Here is a 20726-nt window from a genome sequence, read left to right on the forward strand (position 1 = left end):
GGGAACATGCTGAATGAAGACCGATAGGCACCTTTTGGGTCGGGTAATAACCGTTTCACCAGCCCCCCGGAAGGAGAGAACCATGGCCCTGAGCACTCACACCCACACCGACGACGTCCCGGCGAAGAACCTGCGCCTGCGCGGTGAGGAGACCAAGCCGTCCTACAAGACGACCGAGCTGATCGTCTATGTGCTGGCGGTCATCGGCGTGCTGATCGCCTCCAACGCGGTCGGCGACGGCTCGGCGAACAACGGCGCCGACTACTTCGCGGCCGACAAGGCGTGGTGGTACATCACCCTGCTGACCATCGGCTACATGATCAGCCGGGGCCTCGCGAAGGCCGGCAGCCGCAGCAGCGACGCCGACCCGCGCACCCACAACCACCACCACTGACATGGTTCTCGCGGGCGCGGCCGGCCGGGCCGCGCCCGCCGCCATTCCAGACCGAACGTTCTGGCCGCTACGATGGCGGAATGACGCGTGGGGCCACCTCTGAAGCCCGGGAGCGGCTCCTCGCCACGGCGACCAGGATCTTCTACGCCGACGGCATCCACGCCGTCGGCGTCGACCGGATCATCGCCGAGGCGAAGGTGACCCGGGCGACCTTCTACCGGCACTTCCCGAGCAAGGACGACCTCGTGGTCGCCTACCTGCAACAGGTGCACCAGATGGACCGCGGCGCCGTCACCGCGGCCCTCGCCGCCAGCGCCACGGCGACCGACTCGCTGCTGGCCATCGCCGGCGCCGTCGCCGCGAACATCCGGTCCCCCGGCTTCCGCGGCTGCGCCTTCCTCAACGCCGCCGCCGAGTTCCCCGACGCCGGCCACCCGGTGCACGCGCAGATCATCGCGCACCGGCAGTGGTTCCTCGACACCCTCACCACGCTGATGGCCCAGGTCGCCGAGGACTCCTCGGACGCCGCCGCGCGCCACTTCGTCATGCTGCGCGACGGCGCCATGGCGGCCGGCTGCCTCTTCGACCCCGACCTGGTCACCGAGACCTTCCTGCGCGGCGTCGAGGGCCTGGTGCGCATCCACGGCGAGCGCGAGCCGGCCACCGCCGGCTGAGAAGACGGCTGAGAAGACGGCTCAGTTCCACTCGACGCCGGGCTCGCGCAGCGCGTCCAGCGCCGGCCGCTGGAAGGTGCCGGCCGTCAGCTCGACGCCGCCCTCGTTACCCTCCTGGCCCTCCTGAACGATGACGACCAGGCCGGGAGCGACGTGCAGCGACGCGGCCGGGCCGAGGAAGGCGGGCCGGGCCAGCGGGACCTCGGTCAGCCGCTGCGCGAGCCGCTTCCACTGTGCGTCCGTGAGCTCGGCGCTCGCCCGGTAGGGCGCCGCCATCACGGCCTCGGCCAGGGTGAACTGCAGCAGGAAACCGCTCAGCGGCTCTTCGTCCGGGTCGCCGTCGTCGTGGACTTCCGGGTCGTCCTCGTCCGGGTCGACGACCCTCACCCACACGCCCTGGTTCTCGGCGGCGACGATCACACCGCCCTCGTCCTCGTCGTACTCCAGGTCGTGCGGCCGGTAGATCTCGTTGTGCACGCCGAACATCAGCGGTTCCCGCGCCGCGAGCCGATAAAAGACCTGCAAGGGTACGGGGAGAGGAGTCGCCGCCTCGGGTTCCTCGGTGCCGGCCGGCGCCATGTCGGCGTACCAGCCCTCGGCGAACGCCCGCAGCGCGCCGACCTTGTCGTGCGGCAGCATCGTCAGCCAGCCGAGGTCCGGCAGCCGCCGCTCGCGGTCCGGGCGCAGCAGGTCCAGCAGCGGGAACGGCAGCGGCTCCTCGAGCACCAGGTCAAGGTCGTCACCGTCGCGGCGCACGACTCCGCCGCTGCGGCCGAGCGGGACACAGTCGCCGCCGGCGAGCCGCGCGTAGAGCAGCCACGGCAGGCCGGCACGGTCGAACCAGGAGACGACCGGGTCCGGGAACGGCCCGCGCAGCTCGACCGTGCGCCGATCGGCCAGCCGCGTTCCGGCCGGCCGATCCCCCGCGTCCAGGACGATGATCAGGGCACGGCCGCCGGCGGCGTACACGGATGGTCCTGATCTTTGGATCTTCGCTCCTTCACCCGCGGCACGGAGCACCTCGTCCTCGGTGAACAGCGTCCATTCCTCGCCCATCTCAAGATCATAATTGGCGGCGGCCATAGGCCTCGAGCAGGCGCAACCACACCTCGCTGACCGTCGGGAACGCCGGGACCGCATGCCAGAGCCGGTCGATCGGGACCTCGCCGGCGATCGCGACGGTCGCGGCGTGCAGCAACTCGGCGACGTCCGGGCCCACCACGGTGAAACCGACGACCACCCGGCGGTCCTCGTCGACCACCATCCGGGCGTGACCCCGGTAGTCCTCGGCGTGCAGCGCCGCACCCGCGACCGCTGCCAGGTCGTGGTCGACGACCCGGGTCCGCAGCCCCGCCGCCTCCGCCGCCGCGGCGGTCAGTCCGGCCGACGCCACCTCCGGATCGGTGAACACGACCCGCGGCACCGCCCGCTCGTCGGCCGTGACCGCGTGCCGGCCCCACGCGCGAGTCTCGACCGGCTCGCCCTTCGCCCGCGCCACGATCGCGTCGCCGAGCGCCCGCGCCTGGTACTTGCCCTGATGGGTGAGCAGAGCCCGCCGGTTCACGTCGCCCGCGGCGTAGAGCCACTCCCCCGCTCCGGTCACGTGCAGGGCGTCGTCGACCGTCAGCCAGGAGCCCGGCTTCAACCCGACGGCGTCCAGGCCGATGTCCTGGGTGTTCGGTGCCCGGCCGATCGCGACCAGCACCTCGTCGGCCTCGACCTGCCCGCCGCCGGCCAGCGTGAGGTGCACCGTCCCGGTCCCGTCGCGGCGCACGGCCACCGCCTCGACACCGATCCGTACGTCGACGCCGGCGTCGCGCAGCGCCTCGGTGACCAGCTCCCCGGCGAACGGCTCCGCCGCCGGCAGCACGCCGTCGCGGGCCAGCACCGTGACCGTGGAGCCGAGGCTCGCGTACGCGGTCGCCATCTCGGCGGCCACCACGCCGCCGCCGATCACGGCGAGCCGGCCGGGGACCGCGCTCGCGGCGGCCGCCTCCCGGCTGGTCCACGGCTTCGCCTCGCGCAGGCCCTCGATCTCGGGAAGGAGCGCGCCGGTGCCGGTCGCGACGACGACCGCGTGCCGGGCGGTGAGCACCGTCGTGACCCCGTCGGCGCCGGTCACCGCGACGGTCCGCTCCCCGCTGATCCGGCCGTGCCCCCGGACCAGCGCGATCCCGGCCGACTCCAGCCAGGACACCTGGCCGTCGTCCCTCCACTGTGCGGCGAACGCATCCCGGCGGCGCAGCACGGCCGACACGTCCAGATCGCCGGTGACCGCCTCGCGGGAACCGGGCACCCGGCGGGCCGCCCGCAGCGCGCCCCCGCTGCGGAGCAGGGCCTTGGTCGGCATGCACGCCCAGTAGGAGCATTCGCCGCCGACCAGTTCGCGCTCGACGACGGCGGCGGTCAGGCCGCCCCGCACCAGGCGGTCGGCGACGTTCTCCCCGACCGGGCCGGCGCCGATGATGACGACGTCGTAGGTGGTGCTGGTGTCCGGCATGTCAGTGACCCTTCGCCGCGCTGTGGCTCGTCTCGGCGGCGCTGTGGCTCGTTTTCGCGGCGCTGCCGGCGCTTCCCGCGGCACTGCCCGCGCTTCCCGCGGCGCTGCCCGCGCTTCCCGCGGCACTGCCTGCACTCCTCGCGGCGCTGCCGGCGCTTCCCGCGGCGCTGCCGGCGCTTCGCGCGCTCCTCGCGGCGCTTCCCAGGCGGATGGCGGAGACGAGGAAGAAGACGGCGCCGGGGATGGCGTAGCCGACCGCGTTCGTCAGCGCGGGCTCGGCCGCCGAGGCGGCCGCGTAGAACGAGGAGCCGGCCAGCACCGACAGCCCGCCGCTGAAGATCATCGGCCACTGCCCGCCCATCCTGCGGCGGGTCACCGCCACGGCCAGCTGAACCAGGCCGGCCACGATCGCCCAGGCGCCCCACACCCGCAGCATCGCCGGGATGCCGGAGGCGCCGGCCACGGCCAGGCCGATCGCGGCGAGCGAGCTGACCGCGACGTTCACGTAGAGGAGGACGGGCGAGCCGGTGGCGCGCGACGACCGGGCGTCGACGATCGCGGCGGCCACGTCGGCCAGCGGATAGATCACGAAGAGCACGGTGGTGAGCCCGGTGAGCTCGCCGGCCGCCGCGAACGTCACGCCGGCCCAGGCGAAGGCGAAGACGGCCCGCGCGAAGTACAGCCGCCGCAGGGCGGCCGCCGCCGTCGAGATGCCGGAGGTGGTCATGGTGATGCTCCCGTTTGGTAGAACGATCGTTCTGTCTTGCATCACGATGACGGGTCGCTCGTCGCAAGTCAAGACCGAACGTTCTACCTACCGCTGCCCCGGCCGGGTCGCTACCGCAACCGGCAGGTCAGGTTGAGCATGTTGCCGTCGGGGTCGTGGACGTGCGCCACCCGCTGCCCCCACGGCATGTCGTTGGGCTGCCCCGGCACGGCGCCGCCGGCCGCCTCGACGACGGGCAGCAGCGCGTCGACGTCCTCGACCTCGGCGCTCAGGATGATGCGTACCGGTGCGCCGATCTCGGTCTTCTCCTCGTGCACGAGGCCGAGCGTGGTCGCGCCGATCCGCAGTTCGACATAGAAAGCGGGGCCCTCCTCGGGGACGCGCATGGCGGGGGTCGCGCCGAGCACCTTCTCGTAGAAGGCGCGCAGCCGGGGCAGGTCGGGGGTGCTGACGATGGGCTGAATCGAGGTCATACCGACGTGGACCGCCCGGCGGCCGGGAACTCATCGGTGCCGGAAACAATTGCGGTGACGGCGATGGCCGCCGTCGCGAGAATGGCGGCGTGGACGGGATCGAGATCGTCATCGCACATCGGGCCCGCGCCACCCTGCGCGCCGGCGACGTCTTCCTGAAGATCGACACCGATCAGGCGCGCATCGACGTCGAGGTCGCGGCGATCGCCCTGGCGCCGATCCCGACGCCGCGGGTGCTGTGGCGCCGGCCGCCCGTGCTGGCGCTCGCCGCCGTACCCGGCAGGGCGCTCGGCCGCCTCGGCCGGCCGTCCACCGCGTCGCCGGCGGCGTGGGCCGCGGCGGGCGCCGCCGTCCGCAAGCTGGCGCGCTGGTCGCTGCGCGCCCTGCTGGCGATCCGCTGGCTGTCCGAGCACGGCTTCGACCCGGCCGCGCCGGGCTGCGAGATCGACGTCCTGAAGGACCGGATGTGAGCGGGCTGCCGGATCGAGGTCCTCAAGGCCCGGATGGGTCCGCGCCGCGAACCGGGTGGGCGGCGCTCGCGCGGTGGGGTGACGACGCCGTACGCATCGAGCCGCTCACCGGCGGGGCCGCCAACGACGTGTGGCTCGTGCGCGTCGGCGGGCGTCTCGCGGTCGGCCGGCTCGGCACCCGGAGCGACGCCGACCTGGCCTGGGAGACCGGGCTCCTGCGGTACCTCGGCCGCGCCGGCCTGACCGTGCCGGCGCCGATCCCGGCCGCCGACGGCCGGCTCTTCGCCGACGGCCTGGTGGTGATGACCCACCTCGAGGGCGGGCCACCGGAGTCCCCGGCCGACTGGCGTCGCGTGGCCGGCACCCTGCGCGAGCTGCACCGGCTGACCCGGGACTGGCCGCAGCGCCCGGGCTGGCGGTCGTCTGCCGACCTGCTGCACGCCGAGACCGGGACGAGGGTCGACCTGCGCGCGATGCCCCGGGAGGGCGTCGCCCGGTGCCGGGCGGCATGGGCGCGGCTCGCCGGGCGGCACGGGCTCGACCTCACCGGGCGGCATGGGCGCGACCTCACCGGGCGGCACGGGCGCGGCCTCACCGGGCGCGAGACCAGCGTCGTGCACGGCGACCCCAATCCGGGCAACGTGCTCATGACCGCGGATCGTGTCGCGCTGATCGACTGGGACGAGGCGCACGTCGACGACCCCCTCCTCGACCTGCTGCTGCCCGGCAACGCGGCCGGCCTCGACGACGGCATCCACGACATCGCCGCGCAGGCGTCGGCGGCCTGGGAGGCCGCGGTCTGCTGGGGCGACGAGTACGCCGTGAGGCGGCTCGCCGAAGTCAGGGCGTAGAACGATCGGGCACCCTCGGTCACCGAACGGATCAACACTTGTGTAAGTTTCGATGTCCTGGCCGCCGCGGTCTTGGGGCGCGAGACCACCGGCGGCCGTTCCACTTCTACGGGGAGTCGTTCGTGGGCTATCGCCATCTCAGTTCCATCCTCGCGGTGACCGTCGCGGTCACCGCCTCCGGCCTGGTCGCGCCGCGCCCGGCAGTGGCCAGTCTCGCCGCGCCGTACCAGAACCCGGCCGGCCGGATGCCGCTCGGCCCGGACAGCCTGGTCACCACGGTCGGGGCGGTGCAGACGCCGGTTCCGGGGGTGACCTACCGCAAGTTCTCGCAGGGCTACGCCTCGTCCCGGTACGGCATCGCCCTGAACTATCCGAACGCCCAGAACCTGACCCGGGACGCCCAGGCCGCGCTGGACTACCAGGCGGCCCTGAGGGCGGCCGGGATCGAGACGACGAAGTCCACCTACGACCCGCCCCTGCCGGCCGACATCGGCTACCGGGCGCCGGCCGACGTCACCCTCTTCCACGGCCTGCACCTCACCGAGACGTTCGCCGACCGCAAGGCGGCGGAGACGAAGCTGGCGGCGCTCGCGAAGATCACGGTGAACGGCAAGGCCCTCAGCGGCACCGTCCAGCACCAGGCGTTCCGGCAGGAGACGACGACCGGGCCGTGGGAGGTGCGCGTCGTGGTCGTGGAGCCGGACGCCGCGGTGACCGTGGGCGGCGCGCACGGCCCCGATCTGGCGAGCGGGGAGACGGTGCGGGCGATCGCGAAGCACGCCGGGGCGTTCGCCGCGATCAACGCGAGCGAGTTCGACATCAACAGCGTGAACAACAAGGACTTCAACGGCTTCGACGGCGATCCGCTCGGCATCTACGTGCAGGGCAACAACCTGCTCAGCGAGGCGCAGAACGGGCGCACCGCGCTGCTGCTGGGCGGCGCGGCGGGCAAGCCGCGGATCACCGAGCTGACCAGCTCCACCAAGGTCACGGCGCCGGACGGGGCGCAGTGGGTGATCGACGGCATCCACCGCAAACCCGGGAAGATCATCAACTGTGGCGGGGTCGGCGACCTGCGGCCCGACGGCACGGCCGGCGACGGGGTCTGGCGGTACGAGGCCTGCACCGACGCCGACGAGATCGTGATCTTCCGGCCCGAGTGGGGGACGACCACGCCGACCGGCCCGGCCGGCAGCGTGGACGTGGTGGTCGACGGCAACTGGGTGGCCAAGCAGGTGCGCAGCCCGGCCGGCGGCCCGATCCCGGCCGGTTCCCGGGTGATGCAGGGCATCGGCGCCGGCGCGCAGTGGCTGCGCGACCGCACCGTGATCGGCCAGAAGTTCCAGCCCGGCACGCAGATCCTCGACCCGCAGGGCCGGATGGTCACCGGCCCGGACTTCACCGCGATCAACGGCGGCCCGGCACTGGTCCGCGACGGCGAGATCTGGATGAACTCGGGCGCGAACGGCTGGAAGACCAGCGAGGGCTACTTCGCCCCCGCCTTCCACTCCGACCGGCACCCGCGGACCATGGTCGGCATCACGGCCGCCGGCCAGCTGCTCATGGTGGTGGTCGACGGCCGGCGACCGGGCATCAGCGTCGGCGTCACCATTCCCGAAGCCGCCGCGGTGATGAAGTGGCTGGGCGCGGCCGACGCGATGATGTTCGGCATGGGCGGCGACAGCACCCTGATCATCAACGACACGCTCTACAACCGGCCCACCGACGACTGGGGCAACGAGGCGATCATCGAGCGCCGGGTCGGCAACGCCATCGTGATCAACAAGAACTAGTCAGTCGATGCGTACCGTGACGGCGTGCCAACCGGTCGCGCCGTCCGGTGCCGTCGGCGCCGGGGTGGCGGTCTGGGTCTGCCCGTTGCGGTCGGTGGCCCGCACCCGCAACCGGTGCTCCCCCGGCGTCGCCTGCCACGGGTAGCTCCACTGCCGCCAGGTGTCCGCGGACACCGTCGCGGCCAGCGTCGCCTCCCGCCACGGCTCGTCGTCGATCTGGACCTCGACCTTCGCGATACCGGTGTGCTGGGCCCACGCCACCCCGCCGACGACGACAGTGCCGGCCGCTCTCTTCGTACCCTTGCGCGGGGTGTCGATCCGGGACTGCAGCTTGATCGGACCCTGCGCCGACCAGCCGCGCGGCACCCAGTACGCGTCGAAGTCGGCGAACCGGGTCAGCTCGATCTCGGTGATCCACTTGCAGGCGCTCACGTAGCCGTACAGGCCCGGCACCACCATCCGTACCGGGAAGCCGTGCGCCACCGGCAGCGGCTCGCCGTTCATCCCGACGGCGAGCAGCGCGTCCCGGCCGTCGCGCAGGACCGCCGTGGGCGTGCCGCAGGTCCAGCCGTCCGCCGAGCGCTGCACCACCTGGTCGGCGCCGGGCAGCGGATCCGCCTCGTCCAGCAGTTCCCTGATCGGCGTGCCGAGCCACAGCGCGTTGCCGATCAGGTCGCCGCCGACCTCGTTGGAGACGCACGCCAGCGTCACGTAGCGCTCGATCATCGGCCGTCGCAGCAGCTGCTCCCAGGTGATCGTGATCGGGTTGCGGACCATGCCGTGGATGCGCAGCTCCCACGTCGACGGGTCGATCTGGGGCGGGTACAGCGCCGTGTCGATGCGATAGAAGTCGGCGTTCGGTGACACGTAGGGCGTCACGTCCGCCACCTGCACCCCCGCCGGCAGCGGTGGTGGCGACTGCCGGGGCGCCGGCAGCACCACGGCGTCGCGGGCCTGCTGGACGGCCTGCCGCGAGGTCAGCAGCCGCCCGGCCGCCCCACCGGCGACGGCCAGCCCGGCCGCCAGCCCGACACCTTTCAGGAATCGCCGCCGACCGTCCTCTTCGGCAGGCCTTGCGCCGAGTCCCAGCAGCCGGTGCAGCACCCACACGGCCAGCGCGGCTCCGGCGACGCTCGGCAGCCAGGCCATCGGCCCCGCGTCGTGCCGGGTCATCGCCGCGACGGCGCCGATCATTCCGAAGAGCGCGATACCCGCCACCCCGATCCACCACCGGCGTGCGGCCAACACCCCGATCGCGTACGCGTAACCCGTGAGCAGGATGAGCGTCCCCACGATCAGGGCCGTCTTGTCGTGGATGCCGAAGACGCGTACCGCGGCGTCCTTGACCGGCCCCGGCACCGTGTCGACCACGACGCCGCCCACGGCCAGCAGCGGCGCCGACAACGGCCCGGTCACCACGGCCACGATCTCGGCGACGCCCAGCGCCACCGCGGCGGCCGCCACACCGGACAGCCCGGCCCGCACAGAAGTGTTCACGCGCCCATACTGCTACCCCGGCACCCGAAACGCGGACTTGCCCCTGACGTCAACGTCAGGTTCTAGGGTCGGCGGCATGCAGATCTCCGGAGCAGTCGCCCTCGTCACCGGCGCCAATCGCGGCCTCGGCAAGCACTTCGCCGAGCAGCTTCTCGCCCGCGGCGCCAAGGTCTACGCCACCGCCCGCCGCCCCGGGCTCGTCGACATCCCCGGCGCCACGGTGCTGCCGCTGGACATCACCGACCCGGCCTCGATCGCCGCCGCCGCGGCCGCGGCCCCCGACGTCACCCTGCTGGTCAACAACGCCGGCGTGGACACCGTCACCGGACTGGTCACCGGCGACCTCGACCGCATCCGGCTGGAGCTGGACACCCACTTCTGGGGCACCCTCGGCATGATCCGGGCCTTCGCACCCCGGCTGGCCGGCGGCGCGATCCTCAACGTCCTCTCCGCGATGTCATGGTTCAACTACCCGGGCCACACCGCCTACGGGGTCGCGAAGGCCGCCGAGTGGAACCTCACGAACGGCGTACGCCTCGAACTGGCCGCCCAGAAGACCCTGGTCACCGCCCTGCACCTGGGTGCCGCCGACACCGATCTGAGCGACTACGACGGCCCCAAGGGCGACCCGGCCGTGCTCGTCCGCGCCGGCCTCGACGGGCTCGAGCAGGACCGCATCGAGGTGATCGCCGACGACTGGACCGCCCATGTGAAGGCGTCCCTGGCCGGCGACCCCGCCGCCTTCTACCGCTGACCTCGCCCGGAAACTCATCGCCGATCGGCCGCTTTTGGTAGTCATGAGAACATGACCCGACTCGCGGCCCTGACGATGCTGGTCACGGCGATGCTGGTCACGGCGCTGTCCGTGCTCCTTCCCGCCCCCGCCGGCGCAGCTCCCGCAGGGGTCGAGGGCGGTGTCTCCCCGCGGAACCTCACGCTGCCGGCCGCCGGGGACCCGGTCGAGGAGATCCTGGCCCCGGTGCTGTTCGCCGACGAGGAGGGCTGGGCGAACAGCGTCACGCTCACCTTCGACACCTCGAAGGTGGGCGTGGCCGCCGTGGAGATCGACGCCGCGCAGGCCGGCGGGACGTGCTCGGCAGGCCCGGTCGTGCGGTGCGTGCTGCCCGGCCCGCACCGGGTCTTCGAACGCCCCGACGACGACGCCACCTGGGGTTTCGCGACCACTACCGTGATCATGCTGACCCTCACGCCGGAGCCGGGCGCCGCGGTCGGCGACGCCGGCACCCTGTCCGTCGCGACGGCCGTCGACGGCGGCGCCGCGACCACCGAGACCGCGACCGTGCGGATCGGCGAGGGCGTCGACCTCACGGCCGTGGACGGCGCGCCGCTGACGGTGGCCCCGGGCGGCGCTGCCACGCTGCGGCCCGCGGTCCGCAACACCGGCACCACGGCGGTCGGCGGGCTGACCGCCGTGATCAGCAGCGAGCCGGGAGCGCTCGCCGGCACGAACTTCGGCAACTGCACGTACGGCTGGTCCATCGCCTGCACCTTCGACACGACGCTGACGCCGGGCGGCACCTACCGGGTTTCCGCGCCGTTCACGGTCGAGGCGCCCGGCGACGCGGCCGCGGGAAGCGAGACCTCGCTGGCCGTGCAGTGGCTGACCGCCGCCGAATGGGAGGACCAGCGGATCCCGCTCCCCCAGGACCGGACCGGCACCGGGCCCGCGCTGGAGCTCGAGGAGGTGGCCGCGTCGGCTGCCGGCGTCCCGCAGGCCGACACCGACCAGGACGACAACGGCACGTACACGACCGTGACCGTGACCGGCGAGCGGCGCACCGACGTGGTCGCCACCGGCGCGAGCATCCCCGGCACGCCCGGCGAGCACACGATCGAGGTGGGGTTCGGCAACTCCGGTCCCGGCACCCTGCGCTACCCGCCCTTCACGAACAACGCCTCCTACACCCGCGTCACCCTGCCCACGCCGCTCACCGTCGTCCGCTCCGACGACCGCTGCCGGCTGCTCTCCGACGACGAGACCTCGCGGGAGTTCACCGAATTCGACTGCTCGCTGCGGACGACGACGCTGCCCCCCGATCAGCAGGTGAAATTCACCTTCACCGTACGAGGGGCCGAAGCGGTCCACGGCGAGCAGGGCTCGGTGCAGGTCGAGCTGTTCGGCGACGAGGACGGCATCGACCGCGATCCCGGCAACAACGAGGCGGCGATCACGGTGACCGCGGCCGGCGCCGAACTCCCCATCACCGGCACGAGCGCCGGCGCCACGGCGAGCATCGGCCTGGGCCTGCTGTTCGCCGGGGCCGCCGCCGTCGCGGTGCGCCGCCGCCGTGATGGCAGACTCGGCGCATGACTTCTCCCCCGGCGCGGCGCGCCCTGGTCACCGGGGCGTCCCGGGGTATCGGCCGGGCCGTCGCGGTGGCCCTCGCGGCGCGCGGCGACCGGGTCGCCGTCCACTACGCCAGTGACCGCGCCGCCGCCGAGCAGACCGTTGCGCTGCTCGGCGGCGACGGCCACGCCGTGGTCGGCGGCGACGTCGGCGATCCCGGGCAGGCCGCCGAGGTGGTGCGGCAGGCGGTGGCCGCGCTCGGCGGCGTCGAGATCCTGGTGAACAACGCCGCGGTGGCGCCGGCCCCGGACAACCGGCACGCGATCGCCGAGGTGTCCTACGCCGGCTGGCAGGACAGCTGGCGCCGCATGATCGACGTCGACCTGATCGGCGCGGCCAACGTGACGTACTGCGTGGCCCGGCACCTGATCGACCGCGGCGCGCCGGGCAGCATCGTCAACGTCGGCTCGCGCGGCGCGTTCCGTGGCGAGCCGGAGTTCCCCGCGTACGGCGCCGCGAAGGCCGGGCTGCACGCGTTCGGCCAATCGATGGCGACGGCGCTGGCCCCGTACGGAATCGGGGTCTGCTCGATCGCACCCGGCTTCATCGGCACCGACCGGCAAGCCGCCAGACTCGCCGGCGCCGGCGGCGAGGCCGTCCGCGCCCAGAGCCCGTTCGGCCGGGTCGGCACCCCGGAGGAGGTGGCCGCCGCCGTCGCCTACCTCACCTCCGCCGAGGCGGTCTGGGCCTCCGGCGCGATCCTGGACCTCAACGGCGCCTCCCACCTGCGCACCTGAGGTCCCGTCAGCCGGCGACCACCCGTGCACCTGAGGGCCGTCAGCCGGCGGCCACCCGCGTCACCAGCTCGCGGTAGGCGTCCTTCATCGGCAGCTCCCGTTCCACGACTACCCGTCGGCGGCCGGTGCCCTCCCACCACAGGCCGATGCCGCGCCGCTGCCAGGCGGGCACGTCGTTGTAGTTGATCCCGTGCCGGAACAGCAGCTCGTTCTTCTCCGCGGTGCCGGCGCCCTCGATCGCGGCGGAGGCCTCCCGCCGGGACCGTCCCGCGGTGCGCAGCGTCCAGTAGCACCAGCCGTTCAGCGCCGACCGGGCCGCATCCGCCTGCCGCCAGGAGAAGTAGTCGGCCACGTCGCCGACGCCGGCGCCGAGCCAGATCCGTGAGTCGAAGTGCGCCGCCCGGCCGGCCTCCCGGGTGAAGACCGCGCTGGCCATCCCCGCCGACACCGACACGAGTTTCTCCACGGCCCGCCCGAACAGGTCGAAGCCCGGATCGAACAGCAGCGAGATCTCGTCGCTGACGGTGTACGCGTACCGCGCGCCCATCTCGGCCAGCAGCGCCTCGGCACCGTCGACGTCCACGCCCTGCCTCCTGCCTCACACACACCCACGGGCCGCCCCGGCGAGGGACGACCCGTGGATTATGCGGCCCGGCTGTCTAGCGCTGGAGGGTGAGCACTCCCGGCCGGTACGGGAGCAGCCCGTAGTCGCCGCCCGAGCTCGGCGAGCGGCCCTGGTAGAGCAGCTGCAGGTTGCAGGGGTCGATCGTCATGGTCTGGTCGGCGCTGACCCGGATCAGCTCACCGTGGCTGATGTCGTTGGTCCAGGTGGCGCCGCTGTTGGCCCTACCCGCGAACGGGTTGCTCTCGGTGGCGGCCTGCGGCGTCCACGAGCCGCCCAGGCTGGTGGCCGTGAACGAGCGGAAGTAGCGGCCCTGGCTCCCGATCGCCTCGACGATCATGAGGTACTGGTTCTGGCCCTGCACCTTGTAGACCTGCGGCGCCTCGAACAGGTTGTTCGTGGTGTCGCTCATGATCGTGGTGTAGGACGAGCCGAAGTTGCCGGGGAAGTTCCCGATCGGCATCGACGCCCGGTAGATCTTGCCGTTGTCGCCGGCGAAGAAGAGGTACATGGTGCTGCCGTCGGCGATCAGCGTGTGGTCGATCGGCCCGGTGCCGGAGCCGGTGATGCTGCCGGTGAACAGGGTCTGCGCGGCCGACCAGCCGTTCGGGTTGGTCGGGTCGCTGGAGGTGCGGTAGGAGAACGCCGGGCCGCCCCACTGGTAGGCGAGCACCCAGATGTTCTTCGGCGCGAAGTAGAACAGCGACGGCGCGACCGCCGCGAAGTTCATCCCGTTCTGGCTGGCCGAGCCCATGTCCGACCAGTTGGAGAAGACGCCGAAGTTCATCGAGCCCCACGACGTGCCGGTGTCGTGCGTGGTGGCGTAGACCAGCTGGCGGCCGTTGTAGGGCGCGTGCGTGAAGTCCTTCAGCGACACCCAGCCGGACCGGGGCTGGGCCAGCGCGCCCGTCGACGACCAGCGGTAGTTCGACGGCAGCGAGCAGGTGCCGCCGCCACCGCCGCTGGAGCCGACCTTGACGAGCTGCCACTGCTGGTTGGCGCCGTTCCAGTCGCTGTACTGCACGACGTTGGCGCCGTCGGCCGTGGACGCGCCCTGCACCTCGACGGCCTTGCCGCTGTTGCGGTTGATCAGCTGGATGTAGCCGTCCACGTCCTGGACGCTGAACTGCTGGTTGGTGGTGTTGTTGTCGGTCCACTGCACGATCGATCCGCCGTCGGCCGTCGACAGGTTGTAGACGTCGAGGACCTTGCCGGAGTGCTTCGACTTGAGCCGGTAGTAGCCGCTGCCGGAGCTGACGAACTGCCATTGCTGCTGCGCCTGGTCGTTGCGCGCCCACTGGGTGATCCGCGCGCCGTCGTTGGTGGCCAGGTTGTAGACGTCGAGCGCCTTGCCACTGTTGCGGTTGACCAGCACGTACGACGCGCTCGTGTCGATCGTCGCGGCGGCTGCCGGGGTCGCGGTCACCGCGACGGTTCCGCCGGTGACGACCAGGGCCAGAGCGACGAGCATTTTGGGTACGTGCATACGGGTGCTCCTCGGGGAACGGGTGGGGATGTGGTTGCCGTACATCAAGGGGTGGTCAGGTCGAAGCGGTTGACCACGACCGCGCCGCCCAGCTGCCGGGTGGCGTGGTTGAAGATGCCGAAGCGGTAGCCCATGAAGAACTGCCAGGCGTTGTTGAGGGTGAACGGCGGTCCCAGGGTGGTGAAGGTGCTGCCGTTCGTGCTGTAGGAGAACGTCGCGGTCCGCCCGGAGCCGGGCCGGATGTCGGCGCTGACCCGCAGCCAGATTTTTCCGCCGCTGATCGCCGCGCCGGCCGCCTCGCTGCCGGTGCCGGTGGTGGCCCAGCTGGAGTTCATGGTGAGCCCGTTGGTCATCGACACCCGGGTGGCGCCGTTCTCCTTGCGCACGCCGATCCAGGCGGAGGAGTCGCGCAGCATCGCGAGACCGGCCCGGTCGCCGTCGGCCATCTGCGAGTAGTCCAGTTCGATGGTGGCGGTCGACGACGGCCCCTGGATCCGGTGGGTGAGCGTGTTGCGGGCGTTGTAGAGGTCGTTGGTCACCGTGGCGGTGGCCAGCCGCAGCCCGTTGCCGACGCTGAACCTGCTGGTGTCGGGGTTGTGGTTCCACTCCCAGCGCGGGCCGAGCGTGCTGCCGGTGAAGGTGTCCGGCCCGATCATCGAGCGGACGGTCTTCCCGGTCGTGATGGCGGGTTTCGGGTACGTGGCGCCCCAGCGCCCGCCGGAGGTGGTGAGCACCGGCCAGTCGTTGCTCCAGGTGATCGGCGCGAGCGTCGGCACCCGGCCGCCGGGGTAGGCGTCGGTGAACGCCATGTACCACCAGTCGCCGTTCTGCGTCTGCACGATGCCGCCCTGGTGCGGCACCCCTCCCCCGGAGATCGGCCCGGGAAGATCGAGAAGGACCTGCCGGGATTCGTACGGACCCCAGGGGCTGGTCGATCGGAGCACGTACTGGCCGTTCGCCGGGCGGGTCAGCCAGATGTAGTAGTAGTTGCCGCGCTTGTACATCCGGGCGCCCTCGAGGGTGCCGATGCTCGACGGCGTGGTGTAGACGGTCTGCGCCCGCACCTGCGAGGTCAGGTCGCCGGAGAGCTGGGCCACGCTGATCGTGCCGTTGCCGTACGCCACGTACGGGGTGTCGTTGTCGAACAGCAGGCCGGCGTCGTAGTAGCAGTTGTTGATCCGGGCCTTCTTCGACCAGGCGCCGTCGACCGCCGAGGCGGTGTAGACGTAGGTGCGGTTGAACTCGGTGCAGCCCAGCCAGTAGTAGGTGCTGTTGCTGGGCCGGTAGTTGAACGCCGACGCCCAGATGCCCTTCACGTACGCCCGGCCGCCGTTGAGGTCGTAGGCGTTCGAGTCGAAGTCGAGCCGGGGCACCGAGTGGCCCGCGTACTCCCAGTTCACCAGGTCGTAGGAGCGCAGGATGGGCGCGCCGGGCGAGTAGTGCATGGTCGACGCCGAGTAGTAATAGGCGTCGCCGACCCGGATGATGTCGCCGTCGGCGAAGTCCTGCCACACCACCGGGTTGGTGAAGGTGCCGGTGGAGGGTGTGCCGCCGCCGAGCTTGACGAGCTGCCACTGCTGGTTCGCGCCGTTCCAGTCGCTGTACTGCACGACGTTGGCGCCGTCGGCCGTCGACGCGCCCTGCACCTCGACGGCCTTGCCGCTGTTCCGGTTGATCAGCTGGATGTAGCCGTCCACGTCCTGGACGCTGAACTGCTGGTTGGCCGCGTTGTTGTCGGTCCACTGCACGATGGCGCCGCCGTCGGCCGTGGAGGCCCCGGAGACGTCGAGGACCTTGCCGGAGTGCCGGGACTTGAGCCGGTAGTAGCCGCCGCCGGAGTCGACGAACTGCCACTGCTGCTGCGCCTGGTCGTTGCGCGCCCACTGGGTGATCCGCGCGCCGTCGTTCGTGGCCAGGTTGTAGACGTCGAGCGCCTTGCCGCTGTTGCGGTTCACCAGCACGTACGACGCGCTCGTGTCGATCGTCGCGGCGGACGCCGGCACGGCGGTGACGGTGAGGGTGAGCAGCGCGATCAGCGCGGCGGCGAGCAGACGGAAGGGCCTCACGCGAACCTCCACCAGTCGACGTTGAACAGGTAGCCGCTGCCGCCGGTGAACCTCAGGTACACGTCGCGGGTGCCGGTGGCGCCGCTGACCGGGCAGCTCACGGTGGTCCAGGTCTGCCAGCCGCCGGTGGCCGGGACCGTGCAGGTGCCGCCGAGGGTTCCGGTGGGGCTGCCGTACCGGACCTCGAGGCGCCCGCCCGCGGCAGCCGAGGCGACCCGCGCCGAGAACGAGGTCGCCCCGGCCCCGAAGGCGACGCCCTTGACCTTGATGTAGTCGCCGTTCTCGAGGTAGCCGACGTTCATCCCGCCGTCGCTGGAGCGTTCGGTCTCCACGCCGGAGCTCCAGGCGATGGTCTCGGCCTCCTGCCGGACGTACGGGTTCAGCGTCCCGTTCTGCGGCGCCCCGGCCGAGGTCATGGTGATCCCCGGAATGGTGCCGTCGGCGTTGTAGGTGAACTTCTCGACGGCGACCGAGCGGGTGAATCCGCCGCCGCCGGGCAGCGCGCCGTTGTGGTAGAAGAAATACGATCCGCCGTTGAAGTCGACGATTCCGGCGTGATTGGTGAAACTGCTGCCCTGGGTCGGCATGACGGTGCCGCGATAGGTCCACGGCCCGGTCGGGCCGGGCGCCGTGGAATAGGCGATGAACTCCGAGCAGCATTTGGCGGCGAACACGTTGTAGTAGAGCCCGTTGCGCTTGTAGACCCAGGGGCCCTCCTCGTAGAGGGTCGGCCGGGCCGCGTCGCCGGTGCGGGTGCCGAACCCGGCGGTGGTGAGCGGGATCCGGGTCACCGCGCCGCTGTAACTGATCATGTCGGGGTTCAGCCGCACGTACCAGAGATTGGGGTTCCCCCAGTAGAGGTAGGCCTGGCCGTCGTCGTCGATGAACACCGACGGGTCGATCTCGCCGTTCTCGGCGAGCGGCCGTCCGATCGCGTCGGTGAACGGCCCGGTCGGGCTGGTGGAGACGCCGACGCCGATGGCCTTGCGGCCGGTCGCGCGGTTGGTGACCGGGACGTACCAGTAGAACTTGCCGTTGCGGGCGACGACCTGCCCGGCCCAGGCGTCGGCGCTGGCCCAGCCGAACGTGGCGAGGCTCATCGGCGAGCCGTGATCGGTCCAGTTGACCATGTCGGCGGACGAGTACACCCGCCACTCCTTCATGGTGAACCAGGTCGAAGCGTCCTCGTCGTGGCCGGTGTAGAGGTAGACGCGGCCGTTGTGGACCAGCGGCGCCGGGTCGGCGGTGTAGATGGTCTGCACGATCGGGTTGTCGGCGTGCGCGGCCGCGGCCGGGACGGTGAGGCCGGCGCAGACCAGGGCGACGACCCCGAGAAGCCTTCTCAGCATCAGGCACGACTCCATCGCTGGTTGGCGGCGGTACCGCAGGTCCACAGCAGGACCCGGGTGCCGTTCGCGGTGAGGTTGCGGTCGACGTCCAGGCACAGACCGGAGGCGGTGCCGCGGATGGTGCCGTCGGAGCGCAGCGTCCACTGCTGGTTGGTCTGTCCGTTGCAGTCCCAGAGCTGCACCTTGGCGCCGGCGGTGGCGCCGATCGGGGCGTCGAGGCACTTGCCGAGCGCCTGCAGGCTGCTGCCGGAGAAGGTCCAGCGCTGGTTGGCGCCGCCGTTGCAGTCCCAGATGACCGGCTGGGTGCCGTTCGCGGTGACGCTGTCCGGCACGTCGAGGCAGCGTCCCGACGACGCGCTCACCAGAGTGGCGGCGCTCGGCAGCGGCGTCGTCGTGCCGCCGCTCACCCGGTAGACGACCGTGCCGTGGCCGGGAACGGTGGCGCTGATGCCGCCGGTGCTGGTGCTCGTCCCGCCGGTCCAGGCGTCCTGCAGGGTGAACGAGCTGCCGGACTTGCCGATCGCGGCGGCGGTCGTCGAGACGGTGGTGGCCGAGGTGCCCTGGTTGAAGAGCGCCACCGCGACGTCGCCGTTCGCCAGCCTCTTGGCCAGTACGCGACGCGTCCCGTCGTACGAAATCTGATTCGCCTGAAGCCCGAGCGCGTCCTGGTTGATCGCGATGAGGCGCGGGTTCTTCAGAATGGTCTGGGTGGCGCTGCTCATCGAGCGCAGGTCGTTGCCGGCGATCAGCGGCGAGGCCATCATGGCCCAGAGCGCGAAGTGGCTGCGCTGCTCGGTGTCGGTCATGCCACCGCGGCCGACCTCCATCATGTCCGGGTCGTTGAAGCTCCCCGGCCGGGCGTACGCGGCCAGCGGGACCGTGACGTCGACGATGTTCTTGACGCCCATCGGGTAGCCGTTGGTCTGCCCGGTGTCCCAGGCGTCGCTGATGTCCTCGGTGGTGCGCCACATGTTGGCGACGTCGCCCCAGTTGCGCTGCGGGCCGGTCTTCGCGTGGATGCTGTTCGGGTTGATGCTGTAGACGATCGGCCGGCCGGTGGCGGCGAGCGCGTCCCGCATCTTCGCGAACGTGGCGACCTGGTCGTTGATCGTGCCGGTCGGCGAGCACCAGTCGTACTTGAGGTAGTCGACGCCCCAGGCCGCGAACTGGCGGGCGTCCTGCACCTCGTGGCCCAGGCTGCCGGTGGCGCCGGGATAGCTGTTGAAGTACTGCGCGCAGGTCTTGTCGAGCGGCCCCTGGTAGATGCCGAACTTCAGGCCCTTGCCGTGCAGGTAGTCGCCGAGCGCCTTCATCCCGCTCGGGAATCGGGTCGGGTCGCCCTGCAGGTTGCCGGCCGAGTCGCGGTTCGGGTTGAACCAGCAGTCGTCCACCACCACGTACTGGTAGCCGAGGTCGCGCATCCCGCTGCTGACCATGGCGTCGGCCATCTGCCGGATCAGCGTCTCGTTGATGTTGCAGCCGAACGTGTTCCAGCTGTTCCAGCCCATCGGCGGGGTCCGGGCCACGCCGTTGTCCAGCGCCTGAGCCGGCGCGGACACCAGGCCGGCCAGCAGCAGCCCGGCCGCGAGCATCGTCGCAAGTCTCTTCATCATCGGCTCGTCCAGATCTGGTTGGCGGTGGTGGTGCAGGTCCGGAGCGTGGTGGTGGTGCCGTTGGCGGTTCCGCCGGCCTCCAGGCACAGGCCGGACCGGGCGTTGCGGATCGTGCCGCCGGAGGTGTAGGTCCACCGCTGGTTGTCGGCGCCGCTGCAGTCCCAGATCTGCGCCCGGGCGCCCGTGGTGGCGCCGGTCGGCGAGTCCAGGCACTTGCCCAGCGCCCGCAGGGTCTGCCCGTCGTAGGTCCACCGCTGGTTGGCGGCGCCGGAGCAGTCCCAGATGATCGGCTGAGTGCCGTTGGCGGTGGCGCCGGCCGGCAGGTCCAGGCAGCGGCCGGAAGCCGCGCCGGCCAGCGCCTGGCCGGTGCTCGGCGCCGGGTCGCCGAGCGAGCCGGGGACCGCGCGCAGGGCCGCGTACCAGGTGGCGGCCATCCTGTCGTAGCCGCCGGCGGTGGGATGGACGCCGTCGATCAGGTCGGCGGTGGTGAGCGCGGCGTGCATGTCGACCAGGTGGAAACGCGAGCCCTTGCTGCTCACGATGCCGGGCAGGGCCGCGTTGAAGGTGCGTGCCGCGGCCTCCTGCCCCGGGTTGGCCAGCGGGATCAGGGTGGCCACGAAGACGTCGGCCGACGGCGCGCCCGCCTTGATCCGGTCCAGCAGGGCGGACAGCCGGCCGGGCGCGCCGGACACGTTGTGGTTCTGCAGGATGTCGTTGGTCCCGATGTGCAGCAGCACGGTGCGCGGGGTGGTGGTGCGCAGCCAGCCGGCGACGTTCGCGTCGATCTGGTCGATGCGCCATCCGGGATGGCCCTCGTGGTCGTGGTCGCCGAGGGCGGCCGGCCCGTTGAACTGCGAGCCGACGAAGTCGGTCCGGTATCCGGCGGCGGCCGCGCGCTGCCAGAGCCCGGTCCGGTATCCGCCCGGGATCTGGGTGCCCTCGGTGATCGAGTCGCCGAGTGGCATGACCCGGGTTCCGCCGTTCGACTCCGCCGCGGCCGGACCGGGATGAAGGACGAGGACCGCCGCGACCAGAGCCGCTACGGGAAACCACCGTGGTATTCGGGGCATGGCTGAGGAGCCTCCCTGACAATCGGGGATTTCTGT

General features: G+C 71.8%; 19 protein-coding genes. 8 read left to right on the plus strand and 11 right to left on the minus strand.

Annotated features, from left to right (window positions below; genetic code table 11):
* Positions 1-82 precede the first annotated feature (82 nt).
* Positions 83-394, plus strand: a complete 312-nt coding sequence (locus AB0G10_RS14425; RefSeq protein ID WP_360920173.1) for a hypothetical protein — start codon at positions 83-85, stop codon at positions 392-394.
* Positions 395-474: 80 nt separating this feature from the next.
* Complete coding sequence (locus AB0G10_RS14430; RefSeq protein ID WP_360920175.1) at positions 475-1068, plus strand: helix-turn-helix domain-containing protein; 594 nt, start codon at positions 475-477, stop codon at positions 1066-1068.
* Positions 1069-1089: 21 nt separating this feature from the next.
* On the opposite strand, the gene AB0G10_RS14435 is transcribed toward AB0G10_RS14430, so the two are convergent.
* The 4 genes from AB0G10_RS14435 to AB0G10_RS14450 form a co-directional block, all read right to left on the minus strand.
* Complete coding sequence (locus tag AB0G10_RS14435; protein ID WP_360920178.1) at positions 1090-2124, minus strand: hypothetical protein; 1035 nt, start codon at positions 2122-2124, stop codon at positions 1090-1092.
* 7 nt (positions 2125-2131) lie between these two features.
* Positions 2132-3568, minus strand: coding sequence for an NAD(P)/FAD-dependent oxidoreductase (locus tag AB0G10_RS14440; protein ID WP_360920181.1), 1437 nt, complete (start codon positions 3566-3568; stop codon positions 2132-2134).
* Between the two features lies 1 nt (position 3569).
* A complete protein-coding gene (locus AB0G10_RS14445; RefSeq protein ID WP_360920184.1) occupies positions 3570-4295 on the minus strand; it encodes a hypothetical protein in 726 nt (241 codons plus the stop codon).
* A 110-nt stretch (positions 4296-4405) separates the two neighbouring features.
* Positions 4406-4768 carry a VOC family protein gene (locus AB0G10_RS14450; RefSeq protein WP_360920186.1) on the minus strand — a complete coding sequence of 121 codons (363 nt, stop codon included), beginning with the start codon at positions 4766-4768 and terminating at the stop codon, positions 4406-4408.
* Between the two features lie 89 nt (positions 4769-4857).
* Here AB0G10_RS14450 and AB0G10_RS14455 point away from each other — a divergent pair, with 89 nt between their 5' ends.
* The 3 genes from AB0G10_RS14455 (at position 4858) to AB0G10_RS14465 (ending at position 7882) form a co-directional block, all read left to right on the plus strand.
* Positions 4858-5238, plus strand: coding sequence for a hypothetical protein (locus AB0G10_RS14455; protein WP_360920189.1), 381 nt, complete (start codon positions 4858-4860; stop codon positions 5236-5238).
* Positions 5235-6089: a phosphotransferase gene (locus tag AB0G10_RS14460; RefSeq protein ID WP_360920191.1), complete on the plus strand. Its 855-nt coding sequence runs from the start codon at positions 5235-5237 to the stop codon at positions 6087-6089. The genes AB0G10_RS14455 and AB0G10_RS14460 overlap by 4 nt, the downstream gene beginning before the upstream one ends.
* A gap of 122 nt (positions 6090-6211) precedes the next feature.
* Positions 6212-7882 carry a phosphodiester glycosidase family protein gene (locus tag AB0G10_RS14465; protein ID WP_360920193.1) on the plus strand — a complete coding sequence of 557 codons (1671 nt, stop codon included), beginning with the start codon at positions 6212-6214 and terminating at the stop codon, positions 7880-7882.
* Here AB0G10_RS14465 and AB0G10_RS14470 read toward each other — a convergent pair whose 3' ends face one another.
* Positions 7883-9379 (minus strand): molybdopterin-dependent oxidoreductase, encoded by a 1497-nt coding sequence (locus AB0G10_RS14470; protein WP_360920196.1) that lies wholly within the window; start codon positions 9377-9379, stop codon positions 7883-7885. It lies immediately after the preceding gene.
* 76 nt (positions 9380-9455) lie between these two features.
* Between AB0G10_RS14470 and AB0G10_RS14475 the strand changes: the two genes are divergently transcribed.
* The 3 genes from AB0G10_RS14475 to AB0G10_RS14485 are packed head-to-tail and all read left to right on the plus strand — an operon-like array spanning position 9456 to position 12484.
* Positions 9456-10133 (plus strand): SDR family oxidoreductase, encoded by a 678-nt coding sequence (locus AB0G10_RS14475; RefSeq protein WP_360920199.1) that lies wholly within the window; start codon positions 9456-9458, stop codon positions 10131-10133.
* Between the two features lie 51 nt (positions 10134-10184).
* On the plus strand, positions 10185-11711 hold the full coding sequence (locus tag AB0G10_RS14480) for an LPXTG cell wall anchor domain-containing protein (RefSeq protein ID WP_360920202.1): 1527 nt from the start codon (positions 10185-10187) through the stop codon (positions 11709-11711).
* A complete protein-coding gene (locus tag AB0G10_RS14485) occupies positions 11708-12484 on the plus strand; it encodes an SDR family oxidoreductase (RefSeq protein WP_360920205.1) in 777 nt (258 codons plus the stop codon). Before AB0G10_RS14480 ends, AB0G10_RS14485 begins: the two co-directional genes overlap by 4 nt.
* A 40-nt stretch (positions 12485-12524) precedes the next feature.
* On the opposite strand, the gene AB0G10_RS14490 is transcribed toward AB0G10_RS14485, so the two are convergent.
* The 6 genes from AB0G10_RS14490 to AB0G10_RS14515 all read right to left on the minus strand — a co-directional run bounded on the left by AB0G10_RS14490 (position 12525) and on the right by AB0G10_RS14515 (position 20690).
* Positions 12525-13067, minus strand: coding sequence for a tRNA(His) guanylyltransferase Thg1 family protein (locus tag AB0G10_RS14490; protein WP_360920208.1), 543 nt, complete (start codon positions 13065-13067; stop codon positions 12525-12527).
* A gap of 76 nt (positions 13068-13143) precedes the next feature.
* Positions 13144-14592 (minus strand): non-reducing end alpha-L-arabinofuranosidase family hydrolase, encoded by a 1449-nt coding sequence (locus AB0G10_RS14495; RefSeq protein ID WP_360920211.1) that lies wholly within the window; start codon positions 14590-14592, stop codon positions 13144-13146.
* Positions 14593-14636: 44 nt separating this feature from the next.
* A complete protein-coding gene (locus tag AB0G10_RS14500; protein WP_360920214.1) occupies positions 14637-16658 on the minus strand; it encodes an RICIN domain-containing protein in 2022 nt (673 codons plus the stop codon).
* A complete protein-coding gene (locus AB0G10_RS14505) occupies positions 16655-18007 on the minus strand; it encodes a glycoside hydrolase family 43 protein (protein ID WP_360920217.1) in 1353 nt (450 codons plus the stop codon). Before AB0G10_RS14505 ends, AB0G10_RS14500 begins: the two co-directional genes overlap by 4 nt.
* Positions 18007-19617: a ricin-type beta-trefoil lectin domain protein gene (locus AB0G10_RS14510; RefSeq protein WP_360920753.1), complete on the minus strand. Its 1611-nt coding sequence runs from the start codon at positions 19615-19617 to the stop codon at positions 18007-18009. The genes AB0G10_RS14505 and AB0G10_RS14510 overlap by 1 nt, the downstream gene beginning before the upstream one ends.
* Positions 19617-20690, minus strand: coding sequence for a ricin-type beta-trefoil lectin domain protein (locus tag AB0G10_RS14515; RefSeq protein WP_360920220.1), 1074 nt, complete (start codon positions 20688-20690; stop codon positions 19617-19619). Before AB0G10_RS14515 ends, AB0G10_RS14510 begins: the two co-directional genes overlap by 1 nt.
* Positions 20691-20726: the final 36 nt, after the last annotated feature.

Source organism: Actinoplanes sp. NPDC023714, from assembly GCF_040639855.1.
Taxonomy (GTDB): Bacteria; Actinomycetota; Actinomycetes; order Mycobacteriales; family Micromonosporaceae; genus Actinoplanes.